The sequence below is a fragment of the Sphingomonas sp. JUb134 genome (genome assembly GCF_004341505.2).
In the GTDB taxonomy this organism is placed as follows: Bacteria; Pseudomonadota; Alphaproteobacteria; order Sphingomonadales; family Sphingomonadaceae; genus Sphingomonas.
In genome coordinates, this window is the sequence record NZ_SLYP02000001.1 from 2237504 (window position 1) to 2261041 (window position 23538).

Here is a 23538-nt window from a genome sequence, read left to right on the forward strand (position 1 = left end):
ACGGCATGGCCGAGCCCTATTACATCACCACCGCGATCCATTATCCCAACGGCAAGCCGCACATCGGCCACGCCTATGAGATGATCGCCGCCGACGCGATCGCGCGTTTTCACCGCCAGGCGGGCCGCGACGTCCGCTTCCAGACCGGGACCGACGAGCACGGCCTCAAGATGATGCAGACCGCACGCAAGCGGGGCATGGAAGTGCGCGCGCTTGCCGACGAAATGTCGAGCTATTTCCATGAGATGGCGGACAGGCTTGACATCTCCTATGATCGCTTCATCCGTACCGTGGAGCCTGCGCACTATGCGGCCAGCCAGGCGATCTGGCAGGCAATGGCCGATGCCGGCGACCTGTATCTGTCGCGCTACGAGGGCTGGTATTCCGTTCGCGACGAGGCGTTCTACGAAGAGAAGGAACTGACCGACGGGGAAGGGGGCGTTCGCCTTTCGCCGCAGGGGACCCCTGTCGAGTGGACCGCCGAGGAGACCTGGTTCTTCCGGCTTTCCAAGTACCAGCAGCCGCTGCTCGATTTCTATGCGGCGCATCCGGAGTTCATCCAGCCCGAGAGCCGGCGCAACGAAGTGCTGCGCTTCGTCGAGGGAGGGCTCGCCGACTTGTCGGTGTCGCGTACCAGCTTCGACTGGGGCGTGCCGGTGCCGGGGAGCCCCGGCCACGTCATGTACGTCTGGGTCGACGCACTGACCAATTACCTCACGGGCGCCGGCTATCCGGATGGTGGGGACATGGCGCGCTTCTGGCCCGCCGATTTGCACCTGATCGGAAAGGACATCGTCCGCTTCCATGCGGTTTATTGGCCCGCCTTCCTGATGTCCGCTAAGCTTGCACTGCCGCGGCAGGTATTCGGCCATGGCTTCCTCCTCAACCGCGGGGAGAAAATGTCCAAGTCGACCGGCAACGTCATCGACCCGATGGCCCTTGCAGGCTTGTACGGTGTCGATGCCCTGCGATACTTCCTGCTGCGCGACATCAGCTTCGGCCAGGACGGAACCTTCTCGGACGAGGCGATCGTCACGCGTGCCAACGCCGATCTCGCGAACAGCTTCGGGAATCTCGCCCAGCGCACCTTGTCGTTCATCGCCAAGAACCTGGACGGCGTGCTGCCGTTGCCCGGTCGGAGTGACCCCGCCGACGACGCTTTGCTCGCGCAGGTGGCGGAGGCAGGCGCCGCATTTCGCGAAGAGTTCGCCGCCCTTTCCCTGGGCCAGGCACTGGAAAGCTGGATGCGGGGGGTGTTCGCCTGCAACCAGTATATCGACGCACAAGCGCCTTGGTCGCTGCGCAAGACCGACCCGGAGCGGATGCATGCCGTGCTTGGAACGCTGGTGCGGGCCATCCGCAATCTTGCAATCCTGGTATGGCCGGTGATCCCCACCTCGGCCGGTCGTGTGCTCGACCAGTTGGGCCAAGATGCGCGCGATCATGGCGCGCTCGCTGACTCCGACTGGTACATCCGTGCGGCGGACGTGGACTTCCGCATTGCTCCGCCCGCACCGATCTTCCCGCGGCTCGCGCTGGAAGAGGCTGCGGTATCCGCATGAAGCTCGCCGACAGCCACTGCCACCTGAACTACAAGGGTGTGTTCGAGCAGCAGCCGGAGGTGCTGGCACGTGCTCGGAGCGCCGGCGTGGTGGCGATGCTCAACATTTCGACGCGTGAGAACGAGTGGGACGCGGTGATCGGCACCGCAGAGCGTGAGCCGGACGTCTGGGCGACCATCGGCATCCACCCGAACGAAGCGGACAGCTACCCGGAGGTAGATACTGAGCGGCTTGTTGCCCGTGCCGCCCATCCTCGCGTCGTAGGCATCGGGGAGACCGGACTGGATTACTACTACGAGCATTCCGATCGCGCCCGGCAGCAAGCGAGCTTCCGCAGCCATCTTGCCGCCTGCCGGCAAACCGGCCTCCCGGTGGTAGTGCACACACGGGATGCCGAAGCGGATACCGCCGCCATCCTGAAGGAAGAGCTGGGGAAGGGGAGCTTCCTCGGCGTGATCCATTGCTTCACCGGCACTGCCGAGTTCGCGCGCCAGGCGCTCGATATCGGCTTCTACATCTCCATTTCCGGCATCGTGACGTTCAAGAACGCGCGCGAACTCCAGGAGACGGCACGATGGCTGCCGCGCGAGCGCCTGCTGGTGGAGACCGATGCGCCTTTCCTCGCGCCGGTGCCGCATCGCGGACGTCCGGGCGAGCCCGCCTATGTCGCGGACACCTGCCGCTTCCTTGCGGACCTGCGCGGGGAGGATGTCGAAGAGCTGGCGGATGCCACCCGCGCGAACTTCCACGCGCTGTTTGCGAAAACGATCGCGTGAAGATCCGCATCCTGGGCTCCGGCACTTCGTCGGGCGTGCCGCGGCTCGGCGGCGACTGGGGAGCATGCGATCCGACCGATCCTCGCAACCGGCGTACGCGGGTGTCGGCACTGGTTGAGACGGACACTACACGCATCCTGATCGATACCGGTCCCGACATGCGGCAGCAGCTGCTCGATGCCGAGGTGGCAGACGTGGATGCGGTGCTCTGGACCCACGACCATGCCGATCACTGCCACGGCATCGACGACCTGCGGCAGCTATTCCATCTGCGCGGACAGCCGGTACGCGGCTATGCCCGTCCTGAGACACTGGCAGTGCTGCAGGAGCGCTTCGGCTACGTCTTCTTCGGCCGCAATGGCTACCGGGCAACCGTCGACGCGCAGGAGCTCCCCGACCGGCTGCGGATCGGCGACATCGACATTTCCGTGACCGATCAGCCGCATGGAGCGATCCGGTCCGCGGGCCTTCGCTTCGAAAGCGGTGGTCGTTCCGTCGTTTACGCGACGGACTTCAATGAAGTGACAGACGCGATGCTTGCGCTTTACCGAGGGTGCGACCTGATGGTCGTCGATGCGCTCCGCGATGCACCGCATCCGACGCACCCGACGGTGGACGAGGCGCTGGCGCTGATAAAGGCGTGCGGCGATCCGCGAGCGGTGTTGATCCACATGGACCACAGCCTGGATTACCGAGCGCTTCGATCCCGGCTGCCTGCGCACGTCGAGCCCGGCTTCGACGGCTTGGAACTGGCCGCGTGAGCCTGGAGAGCAGCGCCGAGCTGCTCTGGGGCATCGGAGCGCTCGTGCTTGCTGGATCCGCGCTGATCGCCCGCCGTCCGAGCAGAGGTACGATCCTGCGCTCGTTGCTGGCGTGGCTGCTCATCGGCGCAGTGATCGTTCTGGCTATGGTAAGCGTGCACTATCTCAGTGGTACGGCTGAGGAGAACGAGGGCAGCACAGGCTCGGGTAGCACGGCACTCGTTCTATATCCGACCGCGCGTTAACATAATGCAGATTACCGGTCTGATGTATTCTTTGGAAGTGGGGTCATTTTGATGATCGAGCGGTTGGTCGGGATCATGGCGCGCCTTCGGGATCCTGAGCATGGCTGCGAATGGGATCGCGCTCAGACCTTCGCCACGATTTCGCCGTACACGATCGAAGAAGCCTATGAAGTTGCCGACGCAATCGCCCGCGGCGACATCCCGGACCTAAAGGAAGAACTCGGCGATCTGCTGCTGCAGGTGGTGTTCCACAGCCGCATTGCCGAGGAAGCCGGCCAGTTCGCCTTGCCGGACGTGGTTGCGGCGATCAGCGACAAGATGGAGCGCCGTCATCCGCATATCTTCGGCGACGCCACGGCGAGCCCCGGCTGGGAAGCGATCAAGGCGGCGGAGCGCGGCGCAAAGACGACGAACGAAAGTGGCGGCGCGTTGGGCGGCGTCGCGCTCGGCCTGCCGGCGCTCAGCCGCGCCGAAAAGCTCCAGAAGCGGGCCGCACGCGTGGGCTTCGACTGGCCGGATGCGAGCGGTCCCCGTGTAAAGATCGACGAGGAACTGCTTGAAATTGAAGGTGCTTCGCCGACGGAATTGGAAGAGGAAGTCGGCGACCTGCTCTTCGCGGTCGTGAACTGGGCTCGGCACCTCGGCGTTGATCCTGAGGCAGCGCTACGGAGCGCCAATGCCAAGTTCGAGCGCCGCTTCGCTGCGATGGAGGCACATGCGGGACCGTTGTTTCCCGAACTGACCTTGGACGAAAAGGAAGCGCTCTGGGCCGCGGCCAAGACCGCTGAGCGCTCGTAAGTGAGACGGGTCCTCACTCAGCGTGTGAGGAACCGCTCATAGTCCGCCGGAGCCATGCGGACATCGTACAAGGCGCTTGAACCCTCCATCCAATGGTCGATGACCTCGCCATGGGCGTGCAGCCACGCCGCGCTGGCGCCGTCTTCCGGGGCCAGGGCGATGCGATAGCGCCGATGTCCTTGGGTCAGGCGATCGGCGATGGTGCGAAGGAGCGTGTCCACCCCCTCCCCGGTCAGTGCTGAGATTGCGACGACATCGTCGCGACGCGACGCCTCGCCTTCAAGCTCGGTTCGGTCGTCGGGCTCCAGAAGGTCCAGCTTGTTCCAGGCTTCGATCCTGGGCGTGGATTCGTCCACGCCGATCTCGGAGAGCACCGCCTCGACATCATCCGCCTGAGCCTGGGTGTCCGGATGCGCGATGTCGCGGACGTGGACGAGCAAGTCGGCCGAAACGACCTCTTCCAAGGTCGCCTTGAACGCCGCAACGAGTTGGGTCGGAAGCTCCGAGACAAAGCCCACCGTGTCCGACAGGATCACCTTGTCCACGCCCGGCAGCGAGATTTGCCGAAGCGTTGGATCGAGCGTCGCGAACAGCAGGTTCTCTGCCATCACCTCCGCCCCGGTCAGCCGGTTGAACAGCGTAGACTTGCCGGCGTTCGTATAGCCGACCAGCGCGACGACAGGCCAAGGCGCCCGCTGCCGGCGATCCCGGTGCAGCCCGCGGGTGCGCGACACGCTCTCGAGTTCGCGCCGCAGCCGCGCCATGCGGTCGCGGATCAGGCGGCGGTCGGCCTCGATCTGCGTCTCACCGGGGCCGCCCAGGAAGCCGAAGCCGCCCCGCTGCCGTTCGAGGTGGGTCCAGCTGCGGACCAGGCGGCCGGCCTGATAATCCAGGTGCGCAAGCTCCACCTGCAGGCGCCCCTCGGCGGTGCGCGCACGTTCGCCGAAGATCTCCAGGATCAGGCCGGTGCGATCGATGACCTTGCAGCCAAGGCCCTTCTCCAGGTTCCGCTGCTGGATCGGCGTGAGGGCGGCATCAAATACCGCAAGCTGCAGGTCCTGGTCGCGGACCGTCTCGGCAAGCGCGTCGACCTGTCCGCTGCCGATCAGCGTCGCGGCGCGCGGTTGTCGTACGCGCAGCGCCACGCGCTCCTGCACTTCGACCCCGATCGCCAGCGCGAGCCCCGCCGTCTCCGCGAGACGAGCGTCGGCATCGCGCGCCGATCCACCCATGTCCGGGAGCACGATCAGCGCACGCGCGCCGCGCGAAAACTCCTCGACGTCGCGTTCGAACCCGCCGCTCAATCTGCGTCCGATCCGGCCTGTTCCTCGGCCAAGTTCAGCGGATGCGCCGGCTGGATCGTCGACACGGCATGCTTGTAGACCAGCTGCGAAACACCGTCGCGCTGCAGCAGCATGCAGAAGAGGTCGAAAGCGGCGATCTGCCCCTGCAGCATCACGCCGTTGACCAGGAACATGGTGACGCTCTCGTGGTTCTTCCGAACCGCGTTCAGAAAGATCTCCTGAAGCAGCGCGTTGCGCGAGCTTTGCTCCGCAGCGGCAGCCACGATCGGGTCAAGATCGACCTGCCCTGCGGGCATGATGGTGGAGATGGCGTGCTTGTAGATCAGCTGCGACTGTCCGTCGCGCCGCAGCAGCACCGAAAAATTATCGAACCACGTGACGATGCCCTGCAGCTTCACGCCCTTCACGAGGAACATCGTTACTGGTGTCTTGGAGCGCCGAAGCGCGTTGAGGAAGAGATCCTGGAGCGAGCTCTGCTTCTCGGCCATGTCCTGCCCTTTGTTTTTGGCGGGTTCCCCCGCATTGCCCCGTCCCCGCGACGGTGCGGGGCTGACTTAGGACGCGGAAGCGGCCGCGTCCACCATGCTACTCGTCGCCCCGGGTTTCGGTGATGCCGAGCAACTTCAGTTTCCGATGAAGCGCCGAACGCTCCATGCCGATGAAGCTCGCAGTGCGCGAGATGTTCCCTGAGAAGCGCCGGATCTGCACGCGCAGGTATTCCCGCTCGAACGACTCCCGCGCCTCGCGGAGGGGCGCTCCCATGATGGCGTTGGCGCCCAGCCCGCCGCTCCCCTCGCCCGGCGTGCCGAGCACTTCCGGAGGAAGCAGGTCCACGTCGATCCGGCCAATGCGGTTGCCCGGCGCGAGGATCACGGTGCGCTCGACGACATTGCGCAGCTGGCGGACGTTGCCCGGCCACTCATAGGATTGCAGCGCCACCATCGCATCGGGAGCGACCTCCGGCGTCGGCACCCGCCGCTCGGAGGCGTAATGCGCGACGAAATGCTCCACCAGTGCCGGTATGTCCTCGCGGCGCTCGGTTAGCGCCGGGATCACCACCGGAACGACGTTGAGGCGGTAGTAGAGATCTTCGCGGAAACGGCCCTCCGCAATCTCGTCCTGCAGGTTCCGCGCGGTAGCGGAGACGACCCGCACGTCCACCTTGACGACGCGCTGGCCCCCGACGCGTGTGAAGCTCTGATCGGTCAGCACCCGCAGGATGCGCGCCTGGGTCGCAATCGGCATGTCGGCGATCTCGTCCAGGAACAAGGTGCCGCCATGCGCCTGCTCGAGCAGACCCGGGCGGACGAGCTCACCGCCCTCCTCCACCCCGAACAACTCTTCTTCCACGCGCTCGGGCGTCATCCGCGCGGCGCTTACGATCACAAAGGGCGCAGCGGTGCGCTGGCTCCAGCCATGAAGCAGGCGGGCCGCGACTTCCTTGCCGATGCCGGGGCCGCCGGTGATGAGCACGCGGCTGCCGGTGGAGGCCACGCGCTTGAGCGTTGCGCGAACGGTATTGATCGCCGCCGAACTACCGGTGAGGTCGTCCTCACGACCTGCCGAAGCGCGCAGCGAGGCGACCTCGCGGCGCAGCCGCTCGGTTTCGGTCGCACGTTCTACCAGGAACAGCAGGCGCTCTGCCTCGAACGGCTTCTCGATGAAGTCGACCGCACCGCGACGGATCGCCGCCACCGCAGTGTCGATGTTGCCGTGGCCGGAGATCACCAGCACGGGAAGCGTGGGATCCCGCTCTTTGATGACGTCGAGCAGTTCGAGCCCGTCCAGCCGCGAACCCTGCAGCCAGACGTCGAGCAGCACCAGTGACGGGCGCCTTGCGGCGATCGCCTCCAGCGCTGCATCGCTGTCGGCAGCGCCCCGCGTTTCGTAGCCCTCGTCTTCCAGCACACCGGAGACGAGATCGCGGATGTCGGTTTCGTCATCGACGACAAGGATATCGAGCTTCATGAGCGGAGTGTTCCGTTACGGGTAAGCATTGCCTGGCGCTGAGACTCTTCGGGGCCGGTATAAGCGGAAGCTGCCCCCTCTCCCTCCAGTGCTGCAAGGACGTTCAGGTCGAGTGTGATGGTGACGACGGTGCCGCCCCCGAGTCGATCGCCGAAGCTGATGTTGCCAAAATGCTCCTCGACGATCTTCTTGACGATGGCCAGGCCAAGGCCCGTGCCCCGTGCACGCGTGGTCATGTACGGCTCGACGATCCGATCCCGCTCCACCGGAAGGCCGATCCCGTTGTCGCTGACCGTCAGCTGCAACTGACCAGCGCCGATTTCCTGGAGGCTGACGCAGATCTCCCCCTTGGGCGCGTTTTCCGGCCGCCCCTCAACCGCTTCGACGGCATTTTTGACGATGTTGGTGAGCGCCTGGCCGAACTGGCGGCGATCGCAGACGACGGGCGGGAGTCCATCCTCCGCGACCAGGGTGAAGGTGATGTCGGGATGGGCAACTTCGTGCAGGAACACGGCCTGGCGCGCGATGTCGAGCATCGACTCTTCGTGGAAGACGGGCTTGGGCATGCGGGCAAAAGACGAGAACTCGTCGACCATCCGGCGCAGGTCGCCCACCTGCCGCACGATCGTATCGGTCAGCTTTGCGAAGGTACCGTCGTCATTCTCGATCTGCCGGCCATACCGCCGCTTGAGCCGCTCGGCGGCGAGCTGGATCGGAGTGAGCGGGTTCTTGATCTCATGCGCGATGCGGCGCGCCACGTCCGACCAGGCGGCGCGACGCTGGTCCAGCAACTGCTGGGTGATGTCGTCGAAGGTCAGGATGAAGCTGCCGTCGTCCCGCGTGATCTTGACGGCCAGCGTCTTCGCCTCTCCCCGCGCCTGCAGCTGGACGATCGCCTCTCGAGCATCCCCTGCGAGCGTCGCGTCGAGTTCGGCAGCCACGGCAGCAAGCGGTTTTCCGACTGCCGCTGCCGCATCAATGCCCAGCAGATTGGCAGCAGAGGCGTTGATCACACGGATGGCGCGATCGGGCCCGACCGAGATGACGCCGGCGCTGACGCCGGACATCACCGCCTCGATAAGGGCGCGTCGGCTGTCGATCTGTTCGTTCGCCTTCACCAGGGCGCTGGTCTGCTCGTTCAGCCGCTGGGTCATCAGGTTGAAGGCGGTTGCGAGGGTGCCGATCTCGTCCATCCGCCGTGGAATGGCGACGCGCGCGGTCAGGTCGCCCCCGGCAACCCGGTCTGCGGCTTGCACCAGTTCCCCCACGGGGCGCACGAGGCGATCCGCCACGACCAGCGCCACCCAGACCGCGAGCCCCACGATCATCAGGGAGATGACGAACAGCGAGATGTTGAACCGCAACTGGATCGAGCCGGATCTGCCGAGAAATGCCTGGTAACTCTTCAGCATCGTCTCCGCGCGGCCGGACAAGGCCAGGTATTTGGTCATGTCCCACTCGCGCCCGCCGTACAGGTACAGGTTGTCGACGCCGGGAATCCGAGTGACCGACCGCGATCGCCCGTTCTTGATGTCCGTTATGGCGTCGCTATTCGACAGCGCGCGGACCCGGCCCATGTCGAACTCCGTCGAGAGATCGCGATCCGTGGGGTTGTAGAAGAGCTGTGTCTGAAGTTCTCCCTTGGGAGAGATGGAGAAGATGACCGCTTCCGACAGGTTCCGGTAGTAGGCCTGCTGTGCAAAGAACTGCTGCACCTCCAACTGGTCCGTCGGATACTCCCGGAGGACCGGGCCGAGGTCGCCCGCCATGGTCACGACTTCGTTGCGGACGTAGCTGAGGATCTGCCGGTAGCTTTCCTGCGTCAGCGCGCGGGCATCGACCAGCATGCTGCGCGCCTGGTCGGAGAACCAGAACTCCACGCCCGTCTGGAACAGCAGCGATGCGAAGATGGTGACCAGCAGCATGGGGACGCTCGCCAGCAGCGAGAACATCGCGACGAGGCGCACGTGCAGCGCGCCGCCTCCGCCGATCGACGCTGCGCGCTTCTTGGCCGCGCGGCGCCCCAGCAACACCAGCAGCGCCATGCAAGGCAGCAGGTTGGAGACGAGGAGCAGCGCCATCACCGGAGGGGTGAGCAGATGCTGCCGCTCTCCTCCGGACAGGACGAAGTAGCTGCCGACCCCCACCGCGATGGCGATTGCCAGAACGCCGAACTCTATGGCTGGAACGAAGCGGGTCGGGAGCGTGAAGCTCCGCCTGTTCTCCATCCTCGCGCCATTGACCATCCGTCATGGCGTACAACGTTACTGTTGCCGAGAAAACACATAATCGTCCGCGTCGGACGGATGGTGGCTGCTCAGCGGGGAGGCGTTCGCGCCATTCCCGGCTCGATTGCCAGGTCATCCAGGCGCTTGCGCAGCGTGTTGCGGTTGATCCCCAGCGCCCGCGCAGCCCGCAACTGGTTGTTGCCGTGCCGCTCCAGCATCGCCTCGATCAACGGACGCTCGACCTCTGCGATCACCCGGTCGTAGAGGGTACCGTCGTCGAGTGCCTGCGGGCTATCGTTGGCGAGGCGCCGGAGAAAGGCGCGGACCGCCCCGTCGATCGCCCCTTCCCCATCGGCAGGCGCAAGGCTGCGCGTAGCGTCGCCGAAGGAACCGCGGAGTTCGTCGGCGCTGATCCGCTCGTCGCGGCCCAAGACCGCGCAGCGCCGCATCAGGTTCTCGAGCTCGCGAACGTTGCCCGGCCAGTCATGCCCCTCCAGCGCCGCTACGGCGTCTGCGGAGAGAGATCGGCGCGGAAGCCCTTCCTCGGCTGCGCGGTTCAGGAAATGCCGAGCAAGCAGCGCTATGTCCTGCCGCCGCTCCCGCAGCGCCGGCAGGGCAACCGGCACCACGTTCAGACGATAGAACAAGTCTTCGCGGAACGCATTCGCCTGCACCAGGGACGCAAGGTCCCGGTTGGTGGCCGCCACGATGCGAACGTCCGCGCGGATGGTTCGGGCGCCGCCGACGGTCGTGAACTCACCCGATTGCAGCACGCGCAGGAGGCGCGTCTGTGCCTCCATCGGCATGTCGCCGATCTCGTCGAGAAACAGCGTACCGCCCGCGGCCCGCTCGAACTTGCCGGCGACGCGCTGGGCAGCGCCGGTGAAGGCGCCGCGCTCGTGCCCGAACAGCTCCGCTTCGATGAGCTCGCGCGGGATCGCCGCCATGTTGAGCGCGATGAAGGGAGCGCGGCGTCGCGGGCCGAGGTCGTGCAGGGCGCGGGCGACGAGTTCCTTGCCCGTTCCGGACTCGCCGGAGATCAGCACCGTCAGATCGCTGGACACCACCCGGGCGATCACGCGATATACGTCCTGCATCGCGGGCGAACGCCCGATCAGCGGAAGATTGGCGTCGATCGCCTCGCCCGGGTCCGCGGGTGCGCTGGTACGCCGAGCGAGCGCCGCCTTCACCGCCATTCCGAGAACGTCCAGGTCGAAGGGCTTGGGAAGATAGTCGAACGCGCCGGCCTCGTTCGCCCGCACCGCCGTCGTCAGTGTGTTTTGCGCAGAGAGCACGATGATCGGCAGGCCGGGGTGCTCGGCCCGCAGCTTGGTCGCCATCTCCAGCCCGTCTCCATCCGGCAGGACGACATCGGTGATCAGCACGTCCGGTAGCGCAGCCCCGATCTCCGCTCGAAGCTGCGTAAGGGAGGCAGCGGCGGAGACCCGATAGCCGTCGCGCCGCAGCGCCTGCGCGATGACGGTGCGAATGCTCGCGTCATCGTCCACGACCAGAACGGAGGCGTCGATCATGCGTCGGGTGCTCTCGGCAAGAGGATACGGAAGACGGTCGAGGGCGGCTCCCCTTCGCGGGCGTAGCGGATCACGCCTCCAAGCTCGCCGACCAGCTTCTCCACCAGCGGCAGCCCGAGTCCACGTCCCTCCCGCTTTCCGGAGACAAAGGGTTCGAACAGATGCTCCGCCAGATCGGGAGGCGCGCCAGGACCGTTATCGATCACGCACAACTCGATCGGCAGCGGCCGGCTTGGTTTGCCGCGCCCCCCGCTCACGGAGACGCCATGCCGATAGGCCGTCGCCAGCGTGATCCGGGGCGCCGCCGTTTCGCCCAGTGCCTCAGCGGCGTTCTTGAGGAGGTTGAGCAACAACTGCACAAAGGCGTCGCTCTCGAGCAGCACATCAGGCAGCGAGGGATCGAACCGCTCCTCGATGAGGATCCTGCTCGCGAAGCCCGCAGCAGCGATCTGCCGCGCATGCGCGATCAACGGATAAATGTTGCGCGCTTCGAGTGTCCGGGGCCGCTGATCGGTGAAGTCCTCCATCCGGTCGATCAGCGCGGCGACTCGGTCGACCTCGGCGGTGATCAGGCTGGTGAGCTCCCGCCGCTCCTCCTCCTGTCCCACCTGCGCGAGCAACTGCGCCGCGCCCCGGATCCCCGAAAGCGGATTCTTGATCTCGTGCGCGAGCATCGCGGCAGCGCCGATCGCGGCTCGGGCCCCGCCCCGTTCGCCCGCACTGGCAAAGCGGCGCGACGCCCCCTCCGGATGGATGGTGACGATGCGCCAACCCGGCTGCTCCGGCAGTGCCCCCTCGACATAGTCGGCGCGCACCGGCCCTGTGCGATCGAGCACGAGTTCAACGTCATATGCGGCGAATCCGTGCCCGTCCCGCCGTGCCGCGGGCCCGGCCGGGAGCCGGACAAGCAGATCGACCGGCTGGCCCTGCATCGCGCGTTCCGAATGGTTCAGCAGGCTTTCGCACGCGCTGTTCGCGTGGGCGACGGTTCCATCCGGTCGCACCACCAGCGCGGCGACCGGCAGCGCCGCGAACCAGTCCGCCGGCCCTGGCTCTCCAATGGACGGTGCGGCAGTGCCGCTTGTCATGTCGATACGGCTCAAGCAGCCGCGCGGGAGCGCCAGGGGGCGTAGAACTCGGCCAGCATCCGCCGGACGACGGCCGGATCCGCCTCTTGGTTCACCTTGTTGCGGAACTCGGCGGACCCATGCAGGCCGCGCGTGTACCAACCGATGTGCTTGCGCATCATGTTCACACCCACTTCGGTGCCATAATGCTCCAGCATCATCTCGTAATGCTCTGCAATCAGGAGACATTGCTCGTCGAGAGTCGGGTCCGCCCGCTCGGTTCCGTCCGTCAGCGCGTCCATCACCTGCCGCAGGAGCCAGGGGCGTCCATAGGCGCCGCGACCGATCATCACGCCATCGGCGCCGGACTGATCGAGCGCCTTGCGCGCATCCTCGACCGAGCAGATGTCGCCGTTCGCGATCACCGGGATCGACACGGCGTCCTTCACGCCGCGGATGAACGCCCAGTCCGCCTCGCCCTTGTACATCTGGTTGCGGGTGCGGCCGTGGACCGTCACCATCCGCGCGCCGAGATCCTGGGCGATCCGGGCGAGTTCGGGCGCGTTGAGGCTGCTGTGGTCCCAGCCCATCCGCATCTTGACCGTGACGGGCAGCTTCACGGCCTTCACCGTCGCGTCGATCAAGGCCGCGGCAAGTTTCAGATCGCGCATCAACGCCGACCCGGCATCCCCGTTCGTCACCTTGCGAACCGGGCAGCCCATGTTGATGTCGATGATCGCCGCGCCACGCTCCTCGCTGAGCTTCGCGGCTTCGGCCATCTCCGCCGGCGTGCAGCCGACCAGCTGCATCGACACCGGCTCTTCGGCCGGATCCCACGCTGCCTTCTGGATCGACTGGCGCGTCTCGCGAATGGCCGCCTGGCTGGCGATCATCTCGGTGACGTTGAGGCCGGAGCCGTATCGGCGCACGATGCGTCGGAACGGCAGATCGGTTACGCCCGTCATGGGCGCGAGGATCACCGGCGCGGAGACGGTCACGGGACCGATCTGGATGGGAGCGAGGGTCTGCATCGGATGTGCCTGAAAAACGGGCAGCCTGTACGCGACTGGGCCGCACTAGGCAAGGCTGGCGGCGCGCAGCCGCTTGCGCTAACCGGCGCCGCATGAACGGCCATCGCACGGTCGCGCTGATCGTCGCCGCAGGTCGTGGCGAACGGTCGGGCAGCGCGCTTCCCAAGCAATTCGCAACGGTCGCCGGTCGGCCGATGGTGGCGCACAGCCATGCCGCCCTCGCCGGCCACCCTGCGATCGATCACGTTCTGGTGGTGACGGGTGCCGATCAGGTGGAGGCGCTGGAAGCCGCTCTCGGCCCCGTGCCCCACGTCGCAGGCGGCGCCACGCGCCGTCTGTCGGTGCTCGCAGGTTTGGAGGCGATCGCGGCGACGGGTGGCGCCGACCGGGTGCTGATCCACGATGCGGCGCGTCCGTTCCTGAACGCCGACGTCATAGACCGGCTGCTGAGCGCGCTGGATGCTGCGCCGGGCGCAGTGCCGGTGCTGTCGGTGCCGGACACCGTCGCACGGGCCGTCGGCTATGCGCTTGGCGAGGTCGTGCCGCGCGAAGAACTGGTGCGTGTCCAGACACCGCAGGCATTCGCCTTTTCCGCTATTCTCGCGGCGCACCGCGGCTGGGCTGCGGAGATCGAGCCGACAGATGACGCACAACTGCTGCGCGCCGCCGGAGGCAAGGTCGTGCCGGTGATGGGAGATATCATGCTCGAGAAAGTCACCTATCCCGGCGACTTTGCCGCGGCCGAAGTGCGCGCTGCGGCGCGCTTCCGCGTCCGCAGCGCCACCGGCTATGACGTCCACCGACTCGAGGCGGGCGAGGAACTGTGGCTCGGCGGCATCCGGATCCCGCATGACCGCGGCCTCTCCGGCCACAGCGACGCAGACGTGGGGCTCCATGCCCTCACCGACGCATTGCTGGGGACGATCGGCGCCGGTGACATCGGCACGCACTTCCCCCCCAGCGACCCGCAGTGGAAGGGGGCTGCGTCCGACCGTTTTCTGGTTCACGCCGCCGATCTGATCCGCGCGAAGGGCGGGATCATCGACTTCGTCGACCTGACACTGATCTGCGAGGCTCCGAAGATCGGACCGCATCGCGAGGCGATCCGCACCCGGATCGCAGACCTGCTGGTGCTTTCCGAGGAGCAGGTGAGCATCAAGGCAACCACCACGGAGCGGCTGGGTTTCACCGGCCGCGCCGAAGGCATCGCCGCCCAGGCGATCGCCACCGTTCGGATCCCGGAGGTAGGATGAAGCCCTTTTTCTCAGCGGCGCTGGCTGCGCTACTCGCGACGGCAGGAACTGCGCAGGCGCAGACCAACGCCTGTGTCACCCGTACCGAAGCGGAGGCGCTGGTGTTGTTCGTCGCCCCTGACCTGATCCGGCAGACGGGGCAGCGTTGCGCGGCCACGTTGCCGGCGACAGCCCTGCTGCGGCAGACGAGCGGTGCGCTCCTCTCGAAATATGAGGCGGAGTCCGAGCGTGCGTGGCCGGAGGCTCGCAAAGCGCTGCTCAAGATCGCTGGTCCGGACGTGAGCCAGATGCTCGACTCCGCCTTTGCCAAGCCGATGATCGGAGCGCTGGTCGCGCCCCTCGTCACGGGCGACCTGAAGGCGAAGGACTGCCCCACCGTGGAACGGGCGGTGACGCTGGTGCAGCCGCTCCCGGCTCGGAACACCGCCGCACTGCTCGTGCTGTTCGCGCAGGCCGACGCTGCAAGCCCGCGCCCGATGATGCGCCTGCCGGTCTGCCCGGCTGGCAAGGAATAAGAAGATGGATACCATTCTCCCCTCCCCGCTCGTTGAGGCCGCCCGCCGCGTGGTCGAGGAAAACCGTGCTGCCGGCCGCCGCATTGCCGTTGCGGAAAGCTGCACCGGCGGCCTCGTCTCGGCGGCGATCACCGCCATTCCCGGCTCCTCCGAAGTGTTCGAAGGCGGGCTCGTCACCTATTCCAATGAACTGAAGGCGAAGGTGCTGAACGTCAGCACCGACGTTCTGGAGACGTTCGGCGCCGTGTCGATCGCGACCGCCTGGAGCATGGCACAGGGGCTGATCGAAGTGACCGATGCCGATGTCGGCGTAGCGATCACCGGTGTCGCCGGCCCCGGCGGCGGAACGGAGAAGAAGCCGGTGGGAACGGTGGTGTTCGCACGCGCCGAACGCGGCGGTGATCCCCAGCACGTGATGGCCGACTCGCGCCATTTCCCCGCGGCAGACCGCGGGGATGTGCGGCTTCAGGCAGCGCTGTGGGCGCTCGAACTGCTGCTGCCGGGCGTCGGGCTCGAGGAGGAACTACCCCCCGCGCCGTAAAGCACGGCGGCGCGTTCCTCGAATGCGCCGATCATCTTGCGAAGCGCACGATCGAACACCTGCCCGGCGAGAAGTTCGAACATGCGGTTCTTGAACGCAAAATCGACGCAGAAGTCGACCAGCGTGCCGCCCTGCCCGTCCGACCGGAACTTCCAGTCGTTGTTCAGATACTTCAAGGGTCCGTCGAGATAGTCGACGCGGATGTGGCCCGGCCGCTCCTTGGAAACCTTCGAGGTGAAGGTCTCACGCAGGCCCTTGAAGCCGACGACCATGTCGGCAACCATCTCGCTTTCGCTGTTCGAGCGGACACGCGTCGCGCTCACCCAAGGCAGGAACTCGCCGTAGCGACCGACGTCCGCGACGAGCTCGAACATCTGTTCCGGCGTGTAGGGGAGATAGCGCGTTTCGGAATGGCGCGGCATTGCGTTCAGCCCCGCGCCACGCCGAGCTTGGCCTCACGTGCGGCGCGCATTTTCTCGAAGTCGTCGCCCGCGTGATAGCTCGACCGCGTGAGCGGCGAGGAAGCGACCAGCAGGAATCCCTTGGCGCGTGCAATCGCGGCATAGGCATCGAACGCCTTTGGCGTCACGAACTCAGCCACCTTCGCATGCCGCGGCGTGGGCTGCAGATACTGGCCCATCGTCAGGAAGTCGATGTCGGCCGAACGCATGTCGTCCATCACCTGGTGGATCTCAAGCCGCTCCTCGCCCAGGCCCAGCATCACGCCGGACTTGGTGAAGATCGACGGATCGAGCTTCTTCACGCTCTCCAGCAGCCGCAGCGACGCGTAGTAGCGCGCGCCCGGGCGGATCGTCGGATAAAGCCGCGGCACCGTCTCCAGATTGTGGTTATAGACGTCCGGCCGCGCGGCAACGATCGCCTCGACCGCCGCCTCATGCTTGTTGCGGAAGTCCGGCGTCAGGATCTCGATGGTCGTCGTGGGGTTGGCGTTGCGGATCGCCTCGATCACCTTCACGAACTGCTTCGCACCGCCGTCCGGCAGGTCGTCACGATCGACCGAGGTGATGACGATGTGGTTCAGCCCCATCTGCGCGGCGGCATCGGCAACGTTCTGCGGTTCCATCGGGTCGACGGCGCGCGGCATGCCGGTCTTCACGTTGCAGAAGGCGCAGGCCCGGGTGCAGGTGTCGCCCAGGATCATCACCGTCGCGTGCTTCTTCGACCAGCATTCGCCGATGTTCGGGCACGCCGCTTCCTCGCAGACGGTCGTCAGGCTCTTGGACCGCATCAGCGCGCGCGTCGCGGCGAAACCGGCCGAAGTCGGCGCCTTGACGCGGATCCAGTCGGGCTTGCGTTCGCGGGGCGGGCGGGCGAGCGGCGTCATCTCGTTCATGGGCGCCAGATAGCGCTCGCGGGGCGCTCCCACAACCGCCGAGCGCCGCAAGCGGGCTTGCCCTGGGCGCACGCGAAAGGCCGCGCGCAGAAATCGTTTGTTACTCGCCTCTCTCCGCGCGCTTTGATAGTCCGACCCCTATGACACGCATGACCGACCTCATCGAAGGCTATTACCGCTTCCGCGGCGGTGAATGGCAGGAAGAACGCGAGCGCTGGGCGGAGCTCAAGACGGGCCAGTCCCCGCGGGTGATGATCATCGCCTGCTCGGACAGCCGAGTCGATCCGGCGACCGTGTTCGGCACCCGCCCAGGCGAAGTGTTCGTGGTTCGCAACGTAGCGAACCTGGTGCCGCCGTTCGAAGTCGGCGGGGGCCGCCACGGCGTTTCCGCGGCACTCGAATTCGCCGTGACCAAGCTCGAAGTCGAAGAAATCCTCGTCATGGGCCACGGTGCCTGCGGCGGCGTCAACGCAGCGCTTACCCGCAGCCTGGAGCACGCGGCGCCCGGCGAAGGCGGCTTTGTCGCCCACTGGATCGACCTGCTCGACGAAGCTCGCGACCGCGTTCTCGCGCAATATGGTGACGGCCCCGAGGGCCAGGCCGCGCTGGAGCAGGAAGGCGTCCGCGTTTCCATGGCCAATCTGATGACCTTCCCGTTCGTCAAGGAACGGGTCGAAGACGGCCGCCTGAGCATTCATGGCGCAGTGTTCGCGATCGCCGACGGCAAGCTGCGCGTCCGCGACGAGAATGACGTCTTCTCGGCAGCCTGATCGTTAACCGCCGGCGAGTTGGTCCCTGAGGGTGGCCAACTCGCCGGTCAGCGGCGGCGGATCCATCGGAACCGCCCTTTCCAGTCGCTCGGCGATCGCGGTGAGTGCCGCGATCCGGGCCGCTTTTTTGTTGTTTCCGTCGATCGCGATCCATGGCGCCTGCGGCGCGTTGGTGCGGGCGAACATTTCCGCCATTGCCTCCAGATAGTCCGCCCGCCGGCTGCGGTTGTGGAAATCGTCTGGCCCCGTCTTCCAACGTTTCCAGGGATCCTCGATCCGCGCGCGCAGCCGCTCGTCCTGCTCCTCCTGCGTCACATGTACGAACAGCTTCACCAGCGTGGTGCCGGACTCGACCTGCTGCGCCTCGAACGCGTTGATCTCGCCATAGGCGCGCTGCCATGCGTGGCAGGTAGCGAGCCTCTCCACCCGCTCCACCAGCACGCGTCCATACCAGCTGCGATCGAACAGCGCGATCGAGCCCGCCGGCGGAAGATCCCGCCAGAACCGCCAGAGGAAATGGCGGGCGCGCTCTTCGTCCGTTGGAGCCGCGACGGGATGGACCTGAAAGTGCCGAGGGTCCCAGCGGGCGGTCAGCCGCTGGATGATCCCACCCTTGCCCGCAGCATCCCAACCTTCAAACATGACGATAGCGGAGCGGCCATGCACGATGTGCGCGACCTGGATGTGCTGGAGCCGCTTCTGAAGCGCCTTCAAATCCTCGTCATAGTCGCCATGGTATTTGGCGCCGGTCTCGTGATCGGAAAGGCAGAGGGTCATGCCGCTACAAGCGCGCGAGCCCCCGTGCCGTTCCGGACCCGCCAGCGCGCCTGACGCGCCGGCGGGCTCGAAATCAGCCTGCCGCGCTCGGCGCCACGGCTTCGGCGGTGTCCTTCTTCGCCGTGTCCGCGGTCACCCGGATGTTGAGCTCGCGCAGCTGCTTGTTCGAGACGAAGCTCGGCGCGCCCATCATCAGGTCCTCGGCCTTCTGCGTCATCGGGAAGGTGATGACCTCGCGGATGTTCGGCTCGTCGGCCAGCAGCATGACGATGCGATCCACGCCCGGTGCCGAGCCGCCGTGCGGCGGGGCGCCATACTTGAACGCGTTGATCATGCCCGCGAAGTTCGCGTCGACGTCCGCCTGCGAATAGCCGGCGATCTCGAACGCCTTGTACATGATCTCCGGACGGTGGTTCCGGATCGCGCCCGATGACAGCTCGATGCCGTTGCAGACGATGTCGTACTGATAGGCCAGGATGTCGAGCGGGTCCTTGCTCTCCAGCGCCTCCAGCTCGCCCTGCGGCATCGAGAAGGGGTTGTGGCTGAAGTCGACCTTCTTCGCGTCCTCGTCATACTCGAACATCGGGAAGTCGACGATCCAGCAGAATTCGAAGCGGCTGTCGTCGATCAGGCCGAGCTGGTCGGCCACGCGGGTGCGGGCGAGGCCCGCTAGCTTGGCGGCCTGCGTCTCCTTGCCGGCCGCAAAGAACAGGCCGTCGTCCGGGCCGAGACCCAGCGCCTCGGCGATCTTGGCCATGCCTTCCTCGCCATGGTTCTTGGCGATTGGACCGCCCCACTCGCCGCCCTTGCGCGTGGCATAGCCGAGGCCGGCGAAGCCCTCGGACTGGGCCCAGCTGTTCATGTCGTCGAAGAACTTGCGGCTCTTTTCGGCCGTGCCCGGTGCTGGCACCGCGCGCACCACGTCGCCCGCTTCCACGATCGACGCAAAACGGCCGAAGCCCGAGCCCTTGAAGAGCTCCGACACGTCGGTGATGATCAGCGGGTTGCGAAGGTCGGGCTTGTCGTTGCCGTACTTCAGCATCGATTCGCGGTACGGGATACGCTTGAACGGCAGCGCGCTGACGGTGCGGCCCTTGCCCTGCCAGTCTGCGAATTCCTCGAACACGCCGTGCAGCACCGGCTCGATCGCGGCGAACACGTCGTCCTGCGTGACGTAGCTCATCTCGAAGTCGAGCTGGTAGAACTCACCCGGCGAACGGTCGGCGCGGGCATCCTCGTCGCGGAAGCAGGGGGCGATCTGGAAATAGCGGTCGAAGCCGGCAACCATCAGCAGCTGCTTGAACATCTGCGGCGCCTGCGGAAGCGCGTAGAACTTGCCCGGGTGGACGCGGCTCGGCACCAGATAGTCGCGGGCGCCTTCCGGTGACGAAGCGGTCAGGATCGGCGTCTGGAACTCGGTGAAGCCCTGGTCGATCATGCGACGGCGAAGCGACGCGATCACCTGCGCGCGCAGCATGATGTTGGCGTGCACCTTCTCGCGACGCAGGTCGAGGAAGCGATAGCGCAGGCGGATGTCCTCGGGATATTCCGCGTCGCCCGCCACCGGCATCGGCAGTTCCTGGGCCATCGACTGGACGGTCACGGCGCGCGCGAACACCTCGATCTCGCCGGTGGCGAGGTTCGGGTTGACCGTCGCCTCGCTGCGGCGCTTCACCATGCCGTCGATGGTCACGACCGATTCCGCGCGCAGCGACTCGAGCGTCGGCAGCGCCGGCGAATCGCTGTCCGCGACGATCTGGGTGATGCCGTAATGGTCGCGCAGGTCGATGAAGAGCACGCCGCCGTGGTCGCGCTTCCTGTGCACCCAACCCGACAGGCGGACTTCCTGGCCGTCGTTGTCGGCGTCCAGCTGGCTGCAGTTGTGCGTACGATAGGCGTGCATAGTGCAATCTCTAGATTGCGCCGCCCAGCGGGAGCCGGGATTTCGCAAGCACGACGCTCTGAACGCGAAATCCCCGGCCCATGCTGAACCGGCGAGGAAAGGCAGGCCCGCCGCTTCCCTCCCCATCCCCCTTTTGTCAACCCGCAGCACCGCCTATGGGCATGCGATGCACATCCATCCGTTGATCACCGACAGCACCGCCCTTGCCGATCTCTGTGCGCGCCTAGCCACCGCGGACTATGTCTGCGTCGACACCGAGTTCATGCGCGAGAACAGCTATTACCCAGAGCTGTGCCTGATCCAGATCGCCGACGACAAGGAAGCCGCCGCGATCGACCCGATGGCGCCGGGCATCGACCTCAAGCCCCTGCTCGACCTGCTGGTCGAGAACGAGGACGTGCTGAAGGTCTTCCATGCCGGCGGGCAGGATCTGGAGATCGTCTATAACCTGACCGGCAAGACGCCCCACCCGCTGTTCGACACGCAGGTCGCGGCCATGGCGCTCGGTCAGGGCGAGCAGGTCGGCTACTCCAATCTCGTCGACGCCTATTTGGGCATCAGCGTCGACAAGGGCGCGCGCTTCACCGACTGGAGCCGTCGTCCGCTCGACAGCCGGCAGCTGGATTACGCCATCGCCGACGTGACGCACCTGTCCAAGATCTTTCCCAAGATGCTCAACCGCCTCCGCAAGACCGGGCGCGGCGACTGGCTCGACGAGGAGATGGAGCGGATCGGGAACCCCTCCAACTATTTCAACGATCCCGATCTCGCCTGGCAGCGCATCCGCATCAACAGCCGCAAGCCCGAGGTGCTCGGCCGCCTGAAGGCGCTGGCCCGCTGGCGCGAACTGGAAGCGCAGGGCAAGGACCTGCCCCGCGGCCGCATCGTAAAGGACGAGACCATCGCCGACCTGGCCGGCAACCCGCCGAAGAAGCAGGCGGACCTTGCCAAGGTGCGCGGGCTCTCGGCGACGTGGGCGGGGAACGACATCGGGGGCCGCCTGATGGCGGCGTTGGCGGATGCGACGCCGCTTCCCGCGTCCGAGATGCCTGCTCGCGACGAACGCGGGCCCTCGTTGGGCAAAGAAGGGGCGCTCGTCGCCGACCTCCTCAAGCTGCTCCTGAAGATCCGTGCCCGCGACATCAACGTCGCCGCCCGCCTGCTCGCCCGTTCGGACGAGCTCGAAGCACTGGCGGCGGGGCAGCGGGACAAGCTGCCCATTCTACAGGGATGGCGCTATGAGGAGTTTGGGCGCGACGCCCTCGCGCTGGTGGAGGGCCGCATGGCGTTCTCGGTCGGAGGCGGCAAGCTCAAGATGACGTTGACGGAGACTGCAGAATGATCCGGTATCTCTTTCCGCTGGTGGCGCTTGCCGGCTGCACGCCTACCGTCGCGACGCAGGAGCCGTCGGCCCCGCCCGAGGCGGGTACCCTCGGCGAGGGTTTGTGCAAGATCGAGCCGCTCGCCGACCTGGTCGGCTCGGCCGCAAGCTCCGACCTGGCAGCGGAAGCGCTGCGCCGTTCCGGAGCGCGCGCGATGCGGTGGATCGCTCCCGACAGTGCAGTAACCATGGACTTTAGGCCCGACCGCCTCAACGTCGACATCGACGCAGGCGGCAAGGTTACCCGCTTCCGCTGCGGCTGACGGCGCTCCCTGCCGCGGCTTCCAGTCCGAAGGCCGCGGCAAGGGCTCGGTGGCGCTTTTCGACGGCCTCACCGTACAAGGCAGCATCCACCGGCGCGTAGCGCAGGAGAATGGCGCGGCCGGCGCGCTCCAGGCGCGTTCGATTGAGCGGCGCTCCCAGGCCGCCGCTCAACCGTTGGCCCAGCCGGATTGCGAGCCCCCACCGCCGCGCCGTGTCCAGCATCTCGGACCGGGCGAGCGTCGGGAGCGGTGCCGGCGAATCGCTTCCGCCCCCCAGCGCGGTGTGCAGCGCTTGCGCCACCAGCGCGCGGCCAGCCGGATCGATCGCCACCCATTGGCCATGCAGCGCGATTTCCACGCCGCGTTCAGCGCGAAAGTCCGGGTTGGCATGCCAACCGACATCGGCAAGGAGGCATGCGGCGTGACGGAGCCGTGCCAGATCCGCGGGCTCGTCGGCGAACAGCGGTGCGATCCACTGGTTCAGCAGGTCGCCATGTTCTTCGAACCGCGAGAGCCGGCGACCTTCCTCACGTGCAGCCGCCAGCAGCGGATCCTCTCGTCGCGCTTCCGGATCGAGCGCCTGGTAGAGCAACCCCTCGCGAAGACCGAAGGAGGACGTCACCGTGCATTCGCAGCCTAGGCCCGACAGCACCTCTGAGAGCAGCGCGGCTGCGTCCCCCAGTGTGGGGATCCGGCCCGAGGACAGGTTCGGGACGGCCTTCAGGTCCTGCTTGCTGGCGGTCGTCAGCATCGCCCCCAGCGTGCGGATGCGCGCCGCAGACATGGCATAGCCGTTGACGATCGGCAGCGGATATCGCGTCAGGTGCATGTCCCATTGAGTGAGCCCGCGCCAAGATCCTCCGACGAGGTAGAAGGGCAGTCCCGATCCCCGCCCCGCCCAGCCGCTGTTCTTCAGCACCCCGGCGATGTGGCGCGCCAAGGCGTCCTTTCCCTTCTCACGGATAGCGGCGATCCGCAGGACGCCGAGGGGAAAGGATGCCCGCTCACGCACCTCTCCGCCGGAGACCCGGACCAGTTCGAGGCTGCCGCCGCCCAGATCTCCCACGATGCCGTCCGCGTCGGGAAACGCGGACAGCACGCCGTACCCCGATCCGATTGCCTCCGCTTCGCCCGGCAGGATCTCGACCTCGAGTCCCTCCGCCGCGGCAAGCGCGATCAGGTCGGACCCGTTGCTCGCGTCGCGGACCGCGGCGGTGGCGACGGTGCGGACTTCCGGCACCGCCATCTCCCGTGTCAGCCACGCAAAGCGGGCGAGGGCCGTTGCCGCCATCGCCATCGCCTTTCGATCGATGCTCCCGGTGCGGCTGAGGGAGCCGCCCAGGCCGGCCAGCACCTTCTCGTTGAACAGCACGGAGGGCAATCGCGGCGGCCCGTTGTAGACGACCAGGCGAACGGAGTTCGAGCCGATGTCGATGATCGCGTTCCGCGCGGTCACGGGCGCGGCAGGCAACGCCGCAGGCGCGCGAAGGAGAGAAAGCAGCGCCATGG

At 66.6% G+C, this 23538-nt stretch carries 22 protein-coding genes and 1 pseudogene; 11 read left to right on the forward strand and 12 right to left on the reverse strand.

Annotation, left to right across the window (positions count from 1 at the left end):
* Nucleotides 1-5 precede the first annotated feature (5 nt).
* Genes metG through mazG form a run of 5 tightly spaced genes read left to right on the forward strand, consistent with a single transcriptional unit; the run spans nt 6 to nt 4142 of the window.
* Complete coding sequence (metG, locus tag EDF69_RS10290) at nt 6-1562, forward strand: methionine--tRNA ligase (RefSeq protein ID WP_132883872.1); 1557 nt, start codon at nt 6-8, stop codon at nt 1560-1562.
* Nucleotides 1559-2338, forward strand: coding sequence for a TatD family hydrolase (locus EDF69_RS10295; protein WP_132883871.1), 780 nt, complete (start codon nt 1559-1561; stop codon nt 2336-2338). The genes metG and EDF69_RS10295 overlap by 4 nt, the downstream gene beginning before the upstream one ends.
* Nucleotides 2335-3099 (forward strand): MBL fold metallo-hydrolase, encoded by a 765-nt coding sequence (locus EDF69_RS10300; RefSeq protein ID WP_132883870.1) that lies wholly within the window; start codon nt 2335-2337, stop codon nt 3097-3099. Before EDF69_RS10295 ends, EDF69_RS10300 begins: the two co-directional genes overlap by 4 nt.
* Nucleotides 3096-3344, forward strand: a complete 249-nt coding sequence (locus EDF69_RS10305; RefSeq protein ID WP_132883869.1) for a hypothetical protein — start codon at nt 3096-3098, stop codon at nt 3342-3344. Before EDF69_RS10300 ends, EDF69_RS10305 begins: the two co-directional genes overlap by 4 nt.
* Before the next feature lie 51 nt (nt 3345-3395).
* Nucleotides 3396-4142, forward strand: a complete 747-nt coding sequence (gene mazG, locus EDF69_RS10310) for a nucleoside triphosphate pyrophosphohydrolase (RefSeq protein ID WP_132883868.1) — start codon at nt 3396-3398, stop codon at nt 4140-4142.
* Between the two features lie 17 nt (nt 4143-4159).
* Here mazG and hflX read toward each other — a convergent pair whose 3' ends face one another.
* The 7 genes and pseudogenes from hflX to dusB form a co-directional block, all read right to left on the reverse strand.
* A complete protein-coding gene (gene hflX / locus EDF69_RS10315) occupies nt 4160-5446 on the reverse strand; it encodes a GTPase HflX (RefSeq protein WP_132883867.1) in 1287 nt (428 codons plus the stop codon).
* Nucleotides 5443-5994 (reverse strand): annotated as a pseudogene (gene hfq / locus EDF69_RS10320) (RNA chaperone Hfq); the annotation flags it as partial. The gene hflX and the pseudogene hfq, both read right to left, overlap by 4 nt.
* A 37-nt stretch (nt 5995-6031) precedes the next feature.
* Complete coding sequence (gene ntrX, locus EDF69_RS10325; RefSeq protein ID WP_132883866.1) at nt 6032-7414, reverse strand: nitrogen assimilation response regulator NtrX; 1383 nt, start codon at nt 7412-7414, stop codon at nt 6032-6034.
* Nucleotides 7411-9642: an ATP-binding protein gene (locus tag EDF69_RS10330; protein ID WP_239555425.1), complete on the reverse strand. Its 2232-nt coding sequence runs from the start codon at nt 9640-9642 to the stop codon at nt 7411-7413. Before EDF69_RS10330 ends, ntrX begins: the two co-directional genes overlap by 4 nt.
* Before the next feature lie 89 nt (nt 9643-9731).
* Complete coding sequence (ntrC, locus tag EDF69_RS10335; protein WP_132883864.1) at nt 9732-11174, reverse strand: nitrogen regulation protein NR(I); 1443 nt, start codon at nt 11172-11174, stop codon at nt 9732-9734.
* The gene (locus tag EDF69_RS10340) at nt 11171-12262 is read right to left on the reverse strand and encodes a two-component system sensor histidine kinase NtrB (RefSeq protein WP_132883863.1); all 1092 of its coding nucleotides are present in this window, start codon (nt 12260-12262) and stop codon (nt 11171-11173) included. Before EDF69_RS10340 ends, ntrC begins: the two co-directional genes overlap by 4 nt.
* A gap of 11 nt (nt 12263-12273) precedes the next feature.
* Nucleotides 12274-13272: a tRNA dihydrouridine synthase DusB gene (dusB, locus tag EDF69_RS10345; protein WP_132883862.1), complete on the reverse strand. Its 999-nt coding sequence runs from the start codon at nt 13270-13272 to the stop codon at nt 12274-12276.
* 92 nt (nt 13273-13364) lie between these two features.
* On the opposite strand from dusB, the gene EDF69_RS10350 reads away from it, so the two are divergent.
* From EDF69_RS10350 to EDF69_RS10360, 3 genes are read left to right on the forward strand one after another with little or no spacing between them, the layout of a single operon-like run.
* The gene (locus EDF69_RS10350; protein WP_132883861.1) at nt 13365-14525 is read left to right on the forward strand and encodes a bifunctional 2-C-methyl-D-erythritol 4-phosphate cytidylyltransferase/2-C-methyl-D-erythritol 2,4-cyclodiphosphate synthase; all 1161 of its coding nucleotides are present in this window, start codon (nt 13365-13367) and stop codon (nt 14523-14525) included.
* Entirely contained in the window at nt 14522-15040 is a 519-nt protein-coding gene (locus EDF69_RS10355) for a hypothetical protein (protein ID WP_132883860.1), read from the forward strand. Before EDF69_RS10350 ends, EDF69_RS10355 begins: the two co-directional genes overlap by 4 nt.
* A gap of 4 nt (nt 15041-15044) precedes the next feature.
* Nucleotides 15045-15581 carry a CinA family protein gene (locus EDF69_RS10360; RefSeq protein WP_132883859.1) on the forward strand — a complete coding sequence of 179 codons (537 nt, stop codon included), beginning with the start codon at nt 15045-15047 and terminating at the stop codon, nt 15579-15581.
* Here EDF69_RS10360 and EDF69_RS10365 read toward each other — a convergent pair.
* A complete protein-coding gene (locus tag EDF69_RS10365; protein WP_132883858.1) occupies nt 15506-16003 on the reverse strand; it encodes a type II toxin-antitoxin system RatA family toxin in 498 nt (165 codons plus the stop codon). The genes EDF69_RS10360 and EDF69_RS10365 overlap by 76 nt on opposite strands.
* Nucleotides 16004-16008: 5 nt before the next feature.
* Nucleotides 16009-16935 (reverse strand): lipoyl synthase, encoded by a 927-nt coding sequence (gene lipA, locus EDF69_RS10370; protein ID WP_132883857.1) that lies wholly within the window; start codon nt 16933-16935, stop codon nt 16009-16011.
* A gap of 140 nt (nt 16936-17075) precedes the next feature.
* Between lipA and EDF69_RS10375 the strand changes: the two genes are divergently transcribed.
* Entirely contained in the window at nt 17076-17705 is a 630-nt protein-coding gene (locus tag EDF69_RS10375) for a carbonic anhydrase (RefSeq protein ID WP_125959639.1), read from the forward strand.
* A 3-nt stretch (nt 17706-17708) separates the two neighbouring features.
* On the opposite strand, the gene EDF69_RS10380 is transcribed toward EDF69_RS10375, so the two are convergent.
* Both EDF69_RS10380 and aspS read right to left on the reverse strand, forming a co-directional pair.
* Entirely contained in the window at nt 17709-18482 is a 774-nt protein-coding gene (locus tag EDF69_RS10380) for a polyphosphate kinase 2 family protein (RefSeq protein WP_132883856.1), read from the reverse strand.
* A 73-nt stretch (nt 18483-18555) separates the two neighbouring features.
* Nucleotides 18556-20385, reverse strand: coding sequence for an aspartate--tRNA ligase (gene aspS / locus EDF69_RS10385; protein WP_132883855.1), 1830 nt, complete (start codon nt 20383-20385; stop codon nt 18556-18558).
* A gap of 166 nt (nt 20386-20551) precedes the next feature.
* Here aspS and rnd point away from each other — a divergent pair, with 166 nt between their 5' ends.
* The gene (rnd, locus tag EDF69_RS10390) at nt 20552-21727 is read left to right on the forward strand and encodes a ribonuclease D (RefSeq protein WP_132883854.1); all 1176 of its coding nucleotides are present in this window, start codon (nt 20552-20554) and stop codon (nt 21725-21727) included.
* On the forward strand, nt 21724-22029 hold the full coding sequence (locus EDF69_RS10395) for an I78 family peptidase inhibitor (RefSeq protein WP_132883853.1): 306 nt from the start codon (nt 21724-21726) through the stop codon (nt 22027-22029). Before rnd ends, EDF69_RS10395 begins: the two co-directional genes overlap by 4 nt.
* Here the strand turns inward: EDF69_RS10395 and EDF69_RS10400 are convergent.
* A complete protein-coding gene (locus EDF69_RS10400; RefSeq protein WP_132883852.1) occupies nt 22007-23536 on the reverse strand; it encodes a Ppx/GppA phosphatase family protein in 1530 nt (509 codons plus the stop codon). The two genes, EDF69_RS10395 and EDF69_RS10400, sit on opposite strands and share 23 nt — an antisense overlap.
* Between the last annotated feature and the right edge of the window lie 2 nt (nt 23537-23538).